The organism is Dermabacter sp. (genome assembly GCF_032550575.1).
Taxonomy (GTDB): Bacteria; Actinomycetota; Actinomycetes; order Actinomycetales; family Dermabacteraceae; genus Dermabacter; species Dermabacter hominis.
Genome location: NZ_JAWFZC010000001.1, coordinates 308,125 through 321,226 on the forward strand (window position 1 = coordinate 308,125; position 13,102 = coordinate 321,226).

The 13,102-nt window shown below is 63.4% G+C and carries 9 protein-coding genes; 4 read left to right on the forward strand and 5 right to left on the reverse strand.

The annotated features are described in order from the left end of the window. Positions 1 to 107 precede the first annotated feature (107 nt). On the forward strand, positions 108 to 1,391 hold the full coding sequence (sepH, locus tag E6X30_RS01460; protein ID WP_070436091.1) for a septation protein SepH: 1,284 nt from the start codon (positions 108 to 110) through the stop codon (positions 1,389 to 1,391). Positions 1,392 to 1,413: 22 nt separating this feature from the next. Here sepH and E6X30_RS01465 read toward each other — a convergent pair whose 3' ends face one another. Genes E6X30_RS01465 through E6X30_RS01475 form a run of 3 tightly spaced genes read right to left on the reverse strand, consistent with a single transcriptional unit; the run spans position 1,414 to position 5,506 of the window. Continuing rightward, positions 1,414 to 2,508, reverse strand: coding sequence for an alkaline phosphatase family protein (locus E6X30_RS01465; RefSeq protein WP_070436092.1), 1,095 nt, complete (start codon positions 2,506 to 2,508; stop codon positions 1,414 to 1,416). After that, positions 2,505 to 3,062, reverse strand: coding sequence for a DUF5998 family protein (locus E6X30_RS01470; protein WP_016664670.1), 558 nt, complete (start codon positions 3,060 to 3,062; stop codon positions 2,505 to 2,507). Before E6X30_RS01470 ends, E6X30_RS01465 begins: the two co-directional genes overlap by 4 nt. Next, the gene (locus E6X30_RS01475; RefSeq protein ID WP_070436093.1) at positions 3,059 to 5,506 is read right to left on the reverse strand and encodes a GNAT family N-acetyltransferase; all 2,448 of its coding nucleotides are present in this window, start codon (positions 5,504 to 5,506) and stop codon (positions 3,059 to 3,061) included. The genes E6X30_RS01470 and E6X30_RS01475 overlap by 4 nt, the downstream gene beginning before the upstream one ends. Positions 5,507 to 5,568: 62 nt before the next feature. On the opposite strand from E6X30_RS01475, the gene E6X30_RS01480 reads away from it, so the two are divergent. Both E6X30_RS01480 and E6X30_RS01485 read left to right on the forward strand, forming a co-directional pair. After that, positions 5,569 to 8,031, forward strand: coding sequence for a DNA topoisomerase IV subunit A (locus E6X30_RS01480; protein WP_316335586.1), 2,463 nt, complete (start codon positions 5,569 to 5,571; stop codon positions 8,029 to 8,031). After that, on the forward strand, positions 8,028 to 8,897 hold the full coding sequence (locus E6X30_RS01485) for a D-hexose-6-phosphate mutarotase (RefSeq protein ID WP_316335587.1): 870 nt from the start codon (positions 8,028 to 8,030) through the stop codon (positions 8,895 to 8,897). Before E6X30_RS01480 ends, E6X30_RS01485 begins: the two co-directional genes overlap by 4 nt. A 3-nt stretch (positions 8,898 to 8,900) precedes the next feature. Here the strand turns inward: E6X30_RS01485 and E6X30_RS01490 are convergent, their stop codons facing one another. Then, positions 8,901 to 11,018, reverse strand: coding sequence for a DNA topoisomerase IV subunit B (locus E6X30_RS01490; RefSeq protein ID WP_316335588.1), 2,118 nt, complete (start codon positions 11,016 to 11,018; stop codon positions 8,901 to 8,903). A 150-nt stretch (positions 11,019 to 11,168) separates the two neighbouring features. On the opposite strand from E6X30_RS01490, the gene E6X30_RS01495 reads away from it, so the two are divergent. Continuing rightward, positions 11,169 to 11,369, forward strand: coding sequence for a hypothetical protein (locus E6X30_RS01495; protein WP_016664675.1), 201 nt, complete (start codon positions 11,169 to 11,171; stop codon positions 11,367 to 11,369). 90 nt (positions 11,370 to 11,459) lie between these two features. Here the strand turns inward: E6X30_RS01495 and E6X30_RS01500 are convergent, their stop codons facing one another. Beyond that, complete coding sequence (locus E6X30_RS01500; protein ID WP_101686352.1) at positions 11,460 to 12,995, reverse strand: RNA polymerase sigma factor; 1,536 nt, start codon at positions 12,993 to 12,995, stop codon at positions 11,460 to 11,462. Between the last annotated feature and the right edge of the window lie 107 nt (positions 12,996 to 13,102).

Here is a 13,102-nt window from a genome sequence, read left to right on the forward strand (position 1 = left end):
TCTATGGCCGCGATCGCTCTGACCTCGACGTGTCAGCAGTATTTTTCGAGGCCGGCCCTTTAGTATTGGCAGCACGCGAGACCTCGACAGAGAAAGAAGGCCGTTTAATGCGCGAGCTCACACTCGGCGGATTGCACGAGAACTCCGATCACCTCATTCTGCTCGATGCTGAGGGCGAGCGGTACACGGTGCGCATTGATGAGGCTTTGCGCGCGGCGGTGCGCCGCGATGCCTCGTCCGTTGGCCTCATTCAGCAGTCCCATTCGTCCGCGCTGCGACCGAAAGACATCCAAGCCATGCTCAGGGGTGGCTCGACAGTCGAGTCGATCGCCGAGCTTGCGGACATGGATGTTGAGCATGTGAAGCGCTACGAGGGGCCCGTGCGAGCAGAACGCGATCACACGGCCCGTCGTGCTCAAGAATTCCGCACGTCCAAAGGCGGAACAGAAAAACTCATCGATGTTGTTGAGCCTCGCCTCCGTGCGCGAGGGGTTGAAGACGACATCGACTGGGACGCGTGGCGCCGAAGCGACGGTACCTGGACTCTCCAGCTCACCTTCGTCGCGGGTGGTCGCTCGCGCATCGCAACGTGGCAGGCCGATCTTCCGAACCGCGTCGTGACAGCCGAGGACAACGAGGCCCGCTGGCTTTCGGATTCCGAAGTGGCACCCGAGGCTCCCTCCGCGCGCCCCCGCTTCAAGGCGCAGCGCGCACACGTGTTCAACGTCGAAGAGGGCGAATCACCTCGTTCGGCCCAGACTCCTGCGACGACCACCCCCATTTCAGAGCGTGAGCTCGATGAGCTCAATGCGCGCCGCGGCACGCCGTCTGTCGACCACGGCCAGCAGGCACCCGTGTCACAGCCCGAGCCGCAGCTCGAGCACTCGACCGACGCCACAGAAACCTCGCCCTGGCAGAGCCTCGAGGAATACACGCCAGAAGAACCATCCGATCCGGCTCCTTCGGCCAGCGAGGAACCCGAACCTGTGAGCGAGGAACGCCCCGCCCCCGTGCGTATCGTGCCGATTACCGCGCGGCACCATGACCGCAAGGTTCACGCTGATTCTTTCGACACCGAGGAAGTCTCCTATGTCGAGGCTCCCGAGGATCTGAGCGAAGCTCCTGACCCCGCGCACGACCCCTCGGCCTCCGAAGAGGACCCTCGCGAAGACGAGACTCCCGAGGGCGAAGAGCCGGCCGAGGACGCCGCAGAAACCGCACCGGCCGCCGATGGCACCGAAGAGTCAGCCGAAGAAGGCGGAGACGAGGACTCTCAGCTCACACCACTTCCGGGCTTTGACGATGAGCCAAAGAAGCCAGCGAAGAAGCCCAAGCGCCAGCGCGCTTCGATTCCGTCATGGGATGACATCGTCTTCGGGCACAGGGACTGACACCTCCACCTCAAGACGCCACTCACACCTCGATTTGAAGGAACGGCACGAAAAGTTCGGCCTCGCTCAGCGAGCCGTGCACGCCGCGCTGCTCGAGAGAGGCCGCTGACACGAAGCCGGTGTGAGTGAATTGGTGGTGTCCCCGCGCAAAGATGAGGGCATCTCCGAGGCGTTCGTGCACCACCCGCGAATCGGCGAAACCCGGGTCGCCGAGCAGACCGCTCGAAAGCATCTGTTCGGCGTCGAGAACGAGGCCCCGCTCCCCTACCCAGTCGCGAAGATCGGCGAGGGGTGGGCTACCGTCGGAACTGTTGAACCGAACCATGAGTGCGCGCCCCTCCCCCGCGACGCCCGTGCACCGCGAAAGCGGAGCGGGCGCCTGGGCGAGATCGGCAATGTGGTCAAAGTTGGCGGGGATCATGCCGTGATCAGCGGTGATACTCACCCGGGTCCGTGGAGGAAGCGCACGCATGAGCGTGCCGAGGAACCTATCCGTATCCTCGAGAGCGTCGAGCCACGCGGTTGAGCCTGGCCCATAGCGATGCCCAGCCTTGTCGATTTCAGGAGCGTGAAGATAGCACGCACCGTTATCGCCCACGTGAGCGAGTGCCTTTCGCAGGGCACCGATCCGGCCTCCGGGTGAGGAGTAGCCGAAGAAGTCCCAGTGTTCGGCGGGCTGGAGCATTCCCGTGAGGAAGCTCGTGCGGTAGCGTGCGGGCCCCACGTGCGCGACCCGCCGCTGCTGGCGCTGCTCGGAAATATCCACGCGAATCCACTCGCGCGGCCCAAGGTCCTTAGCACCCGTAAGATTGTTGACTCGGGAGCCGCTCGCCGTAAGCCCTTCATAGCCGAGGATGCCGTGGCTGAGCGGCGCGAGCCCCGTGAAGAGTGAGGCGAGCACGCTCGTCGTGGTCGCGGGCGCGATGGTCGTCTCTCGTTCGATCTCCCTCGCGTGGGCACGGAAAAACCGAGCGTGTGCCCTCGCACGCTCAAGCGCCTCAAAGCCTAGGCCGTCGACGAGGATCAAGAGGTCGCGCCCTGAACCGTCCTCGAGCGCGTCACGCCACTTTCGCACGAGGCGGGGCGTGCCCTCGCGCCAATCGACGGGGGCGGTCATTGCGTAGCGTCGTAGAGAGAATCGAAAAACGCGAGTGCGTCGGCGATGGCCTGCTCGCCGTCGGCGAGTGCGCTCACCCTCAGCACGAGGTCGGCCTCGCGACTCTCACCCGTGTAGCCGTGGTCGGCGCTGCATTGGGGGTCATCGCACCATGCGGGCTGCACATCGAGCCTGCGGTTCGCGCCCCAACTGAGGCCGAGCGTCACCTCTGCTTCGCGCGGTGCGATCGCGGTTCCGTCAGTGTCGTACGCCTGGGCAAGCGCGAGATTGCCCACGCGAGCAAGTTTCACGCGTTCGGTCGACACAATGACCTGGGTGGGATTGAGTGCATCCGCGCTCTCATCGTCGAGATGCACGATGAGCAAATGGTCGTCCGTGAGCGCGAGGATCGTGAGGTGACGTCGCACTTCCGGCCCGTCGAATGTGGTCTCGGGCCTCACGAGATAGCTGCGGATTCGGGCATCGCGCACCGCACGCTCAAGAGCGGCGCGGGCCGTGTCGGGAAAATATCCGGCAAGCTCAAGTTCCGTGAGAAGTGTCGGTGGAAGGCTCATGGTTCCAGTGTAGTGAGGTCAGGCGTGCTCAGGTGGCGTGGTCCGACGGTTGCCTCGCATCCGCTGATCTCTATCCCACGGGCATTCACTCGCACTGGGCTCAGAGTGAGCGACGTGAGGTCTTCAAGCTCGAGGAATGCAGAAGCGAGAGTATCGATGGCGCTCGTGAGAAGCGCGCGGCCATGCGAACCACGTGGAGCGGCGGCATCAAGCACGCTCACCGCGACAAGTTCCTCGAGCATGGCCTCCGCTGTGCCGCCGTGAAGCGGTAAGCGCGCATAGGACGCATCGCCAAAGACCTCGTAGGCGATTCCGGTGAGTGCGAGAGAGAGGATCGGTCCGAGGGCTTCATCCCGGTCGAGCCGAATACGAAGCTCGCACTCGTGCTCGCGAGCCCTGCGCACATCGTTATACGGGAGGTTGAGAGCGCTGAGGAGGGCTCGTGGAAATTGGGATGACGCAAGGGCCGTGCGCGCGTCATCGAGTTGAGCGGCGGTCAGGGTTCGAGGAGCGTGCGCAGAGGGGCGCCTGTGTGCACGCGTGTGCGCAGCCCGCAGCGACGTGGCCAGAGCCTCGCTTGCACGGGATGCAGTGGCGAATACCGGCGGCAGGTTCGGGTTTTCGCGAAGCGCGGACCTGAGCACGCGAACGCGGGGCTCATCGCTCACGACGACCATGAGCACCTGGACGGCGGAGCCGGAGGCGAGGGTCGCGAGAGCCTCGGCGAGATGGATGAGATCCACGCGCTGAGTGTCCAGAATCGCGGCGATAACGCAGTCCACTCCCCCGGGCGCGGCCATCGCCGTGAAGGCGCGCGAAACGAACCGGTCGTCGCCGACGATCGGCACGCGGAAGTTCTCACTTCGCACGTCGAGTCCAGCCTCGTGCGCGGCGGCGCGCAAGGTCGCACCAAGCGCACTCGAATTCGAGAGAAGGCCCACGCGAGTGCCGTGCGCGCGCCCCTCGCGGGATAGCAGAGCAAGGGTATCGAGGAGGTGGTCGACACTCTGGGTGCGCAAGGCTCCGGCACGGTCGAGGATCTGATTAATCGCGTCATCGGGAAGCGTCGAGGACTGACGCGCGGTGTCGGCGGGCCCTCGCTCAGGTTCGTTCGGCGGGCGCACGATGAGCACGGGCACGCGCGCCGAAAGGGCCTCTATGTGGGAGATGAGGCGCGCTGGGTCGCCGAGGGACTCGAGCGAGAGTGCGACGAGCTCGATGTCCTCATCCTCGCGCCAGCGTTCAAGAGCGTCCGTCAGGGATAGGTCTGCGCGATTTCCCGCGGAAAGAAATTCCTTCACCCGCAAGCCACGTGAATCAGCCCCCGCGAGGATCATCGCGCTGAGCGCCGTTGACTGCCCCGCCATCGCGATCGTTCCACGTTCCGAGGTTCGTGGAGACAAAGATACGTTGAGGGGGTTCTCCCCCGTTCTAAAGAAGCCGAGGGACGAGGGGCCCAGAATGCGGATTCCGTGCTTTCGAGCAGCGTGCACGAGCGCTTCTTGCGCGGCATAGCCTTCATCGCCCGCGTCGGCAAAACCTGCGCTCACCACGACCGCTGCCTTCACGCCGCGGTCCGCGAGATCATCTATGGCCGAGATACAACGGTCGGGCCGGAGGGCGAGGACAGCGAGGTCGACGGGGCCTGGCACATCGGCGATGCTTCCAAAACTCTTCAACCCGTTGATCTCGTAAGCCTCGGGATTCACGGGGAAAATAGTGCCGTTGAAACCGCTTGCGATAAGCCCGCGAATGATCTGCGCCCCTACTTGGTCGCGCCGTCGACTTGCCCCAACGACCATGATCGACGTCGCGTCAAACAACAGCGACATGGATGCGGCCTCGGCTCGACGTACGCGATCGCGGCGCGCCTCATCGGTGGCAGCCGTCGGAACCGCGCTCCATGAAAGGGCCACGGCCCCTTCTTCCGCCTCGCCACGCTCGAGAGCGAAACCCAAACGCTCGAGGACGCGGAACATCGCGTCGTTGTCAGCGAGGACATCTGCGGTGAAGGTCTCGACCCCAACCGAACGTGCGAGTTCGGTGAGGCGCTCGAGAAGTACTGTACCAAATCCCTGCCCCTGGAGATGGTCGGCCACGACGCACGCGAGGTCCGCAACCGTGGGAGCGGTCCGGGTGAAACGCGCGACGCCGACGATCTGTTCCCCCCGGAACGCACCGAGGGCGATGCGATCACGTCCATCGACGCGCGTGAGCCGCTTGAGCTCATCGCGGCTAAGCGACTGCTTCGACGTGAAAAACCGCTGATACCGCGTTCGCTGAGATAAAACGCCGTAAAAGGCCTCGAGTGCACGGGCATCCGCGGGCGTGAGAGGCCGAACGAGGATGCCCATGCCGTTTGCCGCGCATTCGTAGGAGGACCACCACTCGGGGTAGAGCCCACCGTGTGCGCGCCCTTTCGCACTTCGCCTTCCTCGTGCCATGTGACAATTCTACGTTCGCCGCCTGCGCCGTATGTGGGATTGACGCTGGCACAATGGTTTGCATGGCCTCACGTACCTCTACGCCCGCCCCGGAGCCGATCAAGGAAAACATCGTCGACATCGACGTCACGAGCGAGATGGAGACGTCCTTCCTTGAGTACGCGTATTCGGTGATCTACTCCCGCGCGCTCCCCGACGCCCGCGATGGCCTCAAGCCTGTTCAGCGCAGGATTCTCTACACGATGGACAACATGGGCCTTCGCCCCGATAAGGGGCACGTGAAGAGCCAGCGTGTGGTCGGCGATGTGATGGGTAAGCTCCACCCGCACGGTGACTCCGCGATCTACGACGCACTCGTGAGGCTCGCGCAAGACTTCAACATGCGCCTGCCCCTCGTGGATGGCCACGGCAACTTTGGCTCGCTCGACAACGGCCCCGCGGCCGCCCGCTACACCGAGGCGCGCATGGCTAAGGCCGCGCTCCTGATGACGGCCTCGCTCGACGAGGACGTCGTCACCATGGTGCCGAACTACGACAATCAGCTTCTCCAGCCGGAAGTCCTGCCCGCCCAATACCCGAACCTCCTCGTCAACGGCGCCGCGGGTATCGCGGTGGGCATGGCCACCAACATGGCGCCCCACAACCTCGTCGAGGTCATCGCGGCTGCGCGTCACCTCCTCGACAATCCAGAGGCCTCGCTCGAGGACCTTATGCGCTTCGTTCCCGGCCCCGATCTTCCAAGCGGTGGCCGCATCGTAGGGCTCGACGGTATCCGTGACGCCTACGAGACCGGCCGCGGAACTTTCAAGATGCGCGCGACCACCAAAGTCGAGAATGTCACGAGCCGCAAGAAGGCGATCGTCGTGACCGAACTGCCCTACCAGATCGGCCCGGAGAAAATCGCCGAAAAGCTCCGCGATGCAGTGCAGGCCAAGAAGGTCCAGGGCATTAGCGACTACCAGGACCTCTCCGACCGCAAGAACGGAATGCGGCTCGTGCTCACCCTCAAGAGCGGCTTCAATCCCGAGGCAGTCCTCCAGCAGCTGTACAAGCACACCCCCATGGAGGATTCCTTCGGCATTAACAATGTCGCGCTCGTGAACGGGCAACCCCGCACGCTCGGCCTCAAACCGCTCTTGCGCGTCTTCCTCGATCACCGCATCGACGTCGTGCGTCGCCGCACTGAGTTCCGTCTCGGCAAGCGGCGCGATCGTCTCCACCTCGTTGAGGGCCTCCTCATCGCGATCGTCGACATCGACGAGGTCATTCAGATAATTCGCTCCTCGGACACGGTCGAGAGTGCGCGCGAGCGTCTCATGGCCGTCTTCGACCTTTCGAGTGCACAGGCCGAATACATTCTCGAACTGCGTCTTCGCCGACTCACAAAGTTCTCGCGGCTCGAGCTCGAGTCAGAGCGCGACGAACTCGAACGCGAGATCGCAGAGCTGCTGGAAATTCTCTCCGAGGAGGCTGCGCTCCACCGCGTTGTGAGCGCAGAGCTTCAGGCCGTCGCCGAAGAGCATGGAACGCCGCGCCGAACGATCCTCCTCGAGGCCGATGCCGCGAAGGCCAAAGCCACGCCCGCGAGCCTCGAGATCGAAGACGCGCCGTGCGATGTCCTCCTGTCCGGAACCGGACTCGTTGCCAGGGTCCCGCGCATCGACGCCGTAAATGCCGATGCGCACACGCGCTCGCAACACGATGTCATCCGTGCACGCGTGAGCACAACGACACGCTCCGTGATTGGCGCCGTCACCGACCTCGGTCGTCTCCTCCACGTCGATGTCGTCGACCTTCCTGCGCTCGCACCTTCGGCCGGATCCTCGTCGATCGCGGGCGGAACACGCTTGACCGACCTCCTCTCGCTCGAGAAAGGTGAAACGGTCGTGGGCCTCGTGCGGCTCGACCTTCCCGAAGGTGAAACCGACAAAGGCGGCATCGCGCTCGGTACCGCGAACGGCGTCGTCAAGCGCGTCAACAGAGACTTCCCGAAGTCGGACGGTTTCGACATCGTGACGCTCAAGGGTGACGACCGTGTCGTGGGCGTCGTCGACATGCGCGACGATGCCGACATGGATCTGGCCTTTATCACCGCCCACGCTCACCTCCTCCACTTCCCCGCCTCGGGCGTGCGTCCCCAGGGACGCAGCGGCTCGGGCGTCGCCGGTATCAAGCTCGGCGAGGGCGACGCGGTCATCGGATTCGGCGCCTTCGATGTCACGAAACCCGGCGAAGTCGTGACCGTCGCGGGCTCCTCGAGCGCACTCGACGGAGTCCAATCAGGCTCGCTCAAGGTTTCCGCCGCCTCGGAATACCCGGCGAAGGGACGAGCGACAGGTGGCGTTCGCTGCCATCGCTTCCTGCGCGGCGAAGACGTGCTGATCTCCGCATGGATCGTCAATTCGCCCGCACTCGCATGTTCGGATGCCGGCGCTCCCATCGACCTTCCTTCGCCGATCGCCAGGCGAGACGGATCCGGCTCGCCCCTCACGCTCCCGATCGCCTCGGTAGGCTCCCTGTCATGACGCCACTAACCATTCCCGACGGCGTGACGCTCAGCGAGCGCGAGGGCGCCACCGTACTGAGCGCCCGCACTCACGCATGCGCCCTCGATCTCTCGCTGTCCGGCGGCCACGTGACGAGCTGGATCCCGAACGGTCATGACGAGACCCTGTGGCTCTCGCCCCTTGCGACGTTCACTCCCGGGCATCACATCCGCGGCGGAGTCCCGCTCATAGGCCCGTGGTTTGGCCGCGGAAACTCGGGCACCGAAGAGCCACAACACGGATGGTTCCGGCGTGCCCAGTGGAAGCTTGCAAGCGTTGAGGTCACCCCCGACGGCACCATCAACGTCTCCCTCGACCTCGCTGAGATCCGCAACTATCTCGGGTTCGAAGTAGAAGCGGCCAGGCTGCACGTCCGTGCGGGCGCGACACTCGAGCTCAGCCTGGACGTCACCGCAGGCGGCACACCCCTCGACCTTGAGGCGGCGTTCCACACGTATTTCCTCGTGAGCGACGTGCGCGAGGCAACCGTCGGAGGCCTCGAGAACGTTCCCTACACCGATGCTGCCCGCTCTCGCACCGCGGGCCTAGGCCCCTCGGTCCTCCGCTTCTGCGCCCCCACCGACCTGGTCTTCGAAGCAGCACCGCCGCTCGTGTTGACCGACCCCGGTGCCGCGCGTCGGATGGTCATCGACCAGCACGGCGCAAGCCGCACGGTCGTGTGGACGCCGTGGCAGGCGGACGTCGCCGCCACCGCCGACATTCCCGACAGCGAATGGACGCGATTCGTGTGCGTCGAAACTGCGGTGAGCGAAGGCGGAACTGTGCATCTCGCCCCAGGAACGACGCACACTCTCACGGCGCGCTATACCCTCGAGCACAGCTGAGCTCTAGGCGTCGATCCTCTCGGCGTCGAGTTCTTCCGCGCCTTCGACGATGAACTGCTTGCGAGGGGCGACCTCGGAGCCCATGAGGAGCTCGAACACGCGATCGGCCGATTCGGCATCCTGAATAGTCACGCGACGAAGCAGGCGCTGCGACGGGTCCATGGTCGTGTCCGCGAGCTGATCGGCGTCCATTTCACCAAGGCCCTTGTAGCGCTGAATAGGCTCCTTGTACCGCTTCTTCGAACGCTCGAGCTTCTTGAGAAGCTGTTGCAGTTCCTTCTCGGAGTACGTGTACACGTACTCGTTCTTCTTCGAACCGCCGTGAATAATTTCGAGGCGGTGCAGAGGGGGCACTGCCGCGTAGATGCGGCCTTGCTCGATGAGCGGGCGCATGTAGCGGTGGAAAAGCGTGAGCAGGAGGGTGCGAATATGGGCGCCGTCGACGTCAGCATCGGTCATCATGACGATTTTGCCGTAGCGCGCCTGCTCAATATCGAACGTGCGACCGGAACCGGCCCCAATCACCTGGATGATATTGGCGCATTCGGCGTTTTTGAGCATGTCCGTAATCGAGGCTTTTTGCACGTTGAGGATCTTGCCGCGGATCGGCAGGAGCGCCTGAAATTCCGAGTCGCGTGCGCTTTTCGCGGTGCCGAGTGCCGAGTCACCCTCGACGATAAAGAGCTCGGAGCGGTCGATCCCGGTGTGGCGGCAGTCAGCGAGCTTCGTGGGCATGGTCGAGGATTCGAGCGCGTTCTTCCGGCGCGAAACTTCCTTGTGCATGCGTGCAGCCACGCGCGCCCGCATCTCGCTCACGACCTTGTCTACAACGAGCGCCGCCTGCTCTTTTTCGCCCTTCTTGGTCGATGCGAGGAATGCGCCGAGTTCACGCTCGACAACTTTCGCGACGATCTGACGCGCGGCGGGGGTCCCGAGGACTTCTTTCGTTTGGCCCTCGAACTGTGGTTCATCGATACGAACGGTGACCACCGCGGTGAGGCCCGCGAGGGTGTCGTCCTTTTCGATCTTTTCTTTCTTCGCGTTGAATTTCACGCGGCGCGATTGCGCATCGACTGCCTTACGGACGACCTTGACGAGCGCCTGCTCAAAGCCGGTGACGTGGGTTCCGCCCTTGGGCGTTGCGACAATGTTGACGAAACTCCGAACGGTCGTGTCGTAATCCGCACCCCACCGCAAAGCGATATCGACTTCGCACGTACGGCTCACGTCCTTGGAGACCATGTGGCCGCTCTTATCGAGAACCGGCACGGTTTCCGTGTAGTCGCCCGATCCCGTCAGCCGAATCACGTCGGTGATTTTCTGGTCCTTCGCGAGATAGTCGACAAATTCGGAGATACCGCCCGCGTAGTGGAAGACGGTGCGCTCGCTCTGTTCGGGGGTGCGCTCTTCGCGCCTATCGAGAAGAACGATTGTGAGCCCTGGGACGAGGAACGCCGTTTGGCGGGCGCGGCGCTGAATCTCGTCGAGGACGACGTGGGCTCCTTTGATAAAGATCTGCGAATCGACCCAGTAGCGCACGCGCGTGCCAGTGACGCCTCGCTTGACCTTGCCGATCTCGCGCAATTCACCTGCGCCTGTGAACTTCGTAAACGGCGAGGCAGGATCGGGCGCGCCCTGATCGTCAAAAGTGCCCGCGATGCCTCGCTGGAAACTCATGGCGTAGGTTTTGCCGCCTCGGTCAACCTCGACGTCCATGCGAGAACTCAGCGCGTTGACGACCGATGCACCGACGCCGTGGAGGCCGCCCGAATTCGAGTATGAACCGCCGCCGAACTTCCCACCCGCGTGCAGCTTGGTGTAAACGACTTCGACGCCCGTGAGCCCCGTGCGCGGCTCCTTGTCGATCGGGACGCCTCGCGCTTTGTCCTGAACTTCGATCGAGCCGTCGGGGTGGAGGATGATCGTGATCTCGTCGCCAAAACCGCCGAGGGCCTCGTCAACCGCGTTATCAAGAATCTCCCACAGGCAGTGCATAAGGCCGCGCGAATCCGTCGAGCCGATGTACATACCTGGGCGTTTACGTACGGCTTCGAGGCCTTCGAGGACTTGAAGGTTCGCTGCATCGTAGGCTGCCGTCTGGGAGTTTGTCTTTTGTGCCACGCCCCGATCTTAGGCGGGAACGCCCCTGTTTCGGTGGATTTTTGGGCCCGACGATTGCCCCGCGTTAGGCGTACCACAGGCGATTGCGCTGCGAGCGAACCGGGATCGTTACTGCTCGCTTCGAGGGCGCGTCAAGGCGAGAATGGGGGCATGGAAACGATGCTTGAAGAACGCACTTTGACCGCGCACGATCGCTGCGATCGCTGCGGCGCGCAGGCTTACGTGAAGTTCGAACTTGAGGTGGGCGGCGAGCTTCTGTTTTGCGCCCACCACGCGCGCGCAAACGCCGAGGCGCTCGAGGGAATCGCCACTCGCGTTGTCGACGAAACCGAGCGCTTGAGCGCCGAATAGGGCGCAGTGACTGCGGGAAGCCCAAAAGCCCTTAGAAAAGAACAGTGGCCGCACCACACGGTGCGGCCACTGTTCTTCTCTTGACTCGACTTAATCGAGGTAATCGCGAAGGACCTGCGAGCGCGACGGGTGCCGGAGCTTGCTCATGGTCTTCGACTCGATCTGGCGGATACGCTCGCGCGTCACTCCGTAGACCTTGCCGATTTCATCGAGGGTCTTGGGCTGGCCGTCCTCGAGGCCGAAACGCATCGCGACCACACCGGATTCGCGCTCGCTGAGCGTATCGAGTACGGAGTGAAGCTGTTCCTGCAAAAGCGTGAAGCTCACGGCATCTGCGGGCACAACGGCTTCGGAGTCTTCGATGAGGTCACCGAACTCGCTGTCGCCATCCTCGCCAAGCGGGGTGTGCAGCGAGATGGGCTCGCGGCCGTATTTCTGGACCTCGACGACCTTTTCGGGGGTCATATCGAGTTCCTTCGCGAGTTCTTCTGGAAGCGGCTCGCGGCCGAGATCCTGGAGCATCTGGCGCTGAACGCGTGCGAGTTTATTGATGACCTCGACCATGTGAACCGGGATGCGGATCGTGCGGGCCTGGTCTGCCATCGCACGTGTGATCGCCTGACGAATCCACCAGGTCGCGTAGGTCGAGAACTTGTAGCCCTTCGCGTAATCGAACTTCTCTACGGCGCGAATGAGACCGAGGTTGCCCTCCTGAATGAGGTCAAGGAAGAGCATGCCGCGGCCCGTATACCGCTTTGCCAGCGACACGACGAGTCGGAGGTTTGCCTCGAGCAGGTGGTCCTTCGCGGCCTTGCCGTCAGCAACGATAAGTTCGAGGTCGCGGCCCTCGATGCTCTTCTTGAGCGATGGATCTTGCTTAAGCTTGTGCTCGGCATAGAGCCCGGCCTCGATGCGTTCGGCGAGCTCAACCTCCTGGACGGCATTGAGCAGCGCGACCTTGCCGATCTGCTTGAGGTAGTCCTTCACCGGGTCGGCAGTGGCGCCGGCGGTCACAACCTGCTGAGCCGGCGAATCATCATCGTCGTTCGTGAGCGCGAAGCCCTTGCTCGGATCGTCGTCGTCGGCGGAGTCGGTGTCGTCTGCGCCGCTGGAGCCTTCCGCAGCAGAATCTTCTTTCTTGGTGCCGCGTTTGCCGGCCTTCTTCGCCGACGTACGCTTGGCAGCCCTCTTGCGCGAGGCCTTCGATTCTGTTTCTTCGGAGCCGTCCTTTTCACGAGGAGCGTCTTGCTCGGCCGTCTCCGCTTCGGGCTCGCTCTTCGCACTCGAAGCGGTCTTTTTCGAGGTGTCCTTTTTCGACGCAGCTTTCTTGCCGCGCTTCGGGGCACTCTTCGAGGCCTCGACGGAATCAGCGGCATCGCCCTTACTCGCGCCGGCGCTCTTCGAGGCTGCCTTCTTCTTGCGGGAGTCGCTCGGACGGTCGAGGATCTCGATCCCGGTCTCCTCGAGCTTGTTGGAGAGCGATGCAACCTTGTACGGGGAGATACCGAGGGACTTGGCGGAGGCCTTGAGGGCCTCGTAGCTCACCGAAGTCGCTCCATCGAGAGCCGACGCGAGGGCCTCGATGTTCTTCGTGACTTCTTCTTTCTTAGACGTGCTCGTCGACACAGGCTTCCTTCAGTTGGGATCCGAGGGTGGTGCGCGGGCTCAGCTCTCGCACCGTGTGGCGGCGGGCGAATCGCGCACGAACCGTACAATTATAACGGCCCGATATT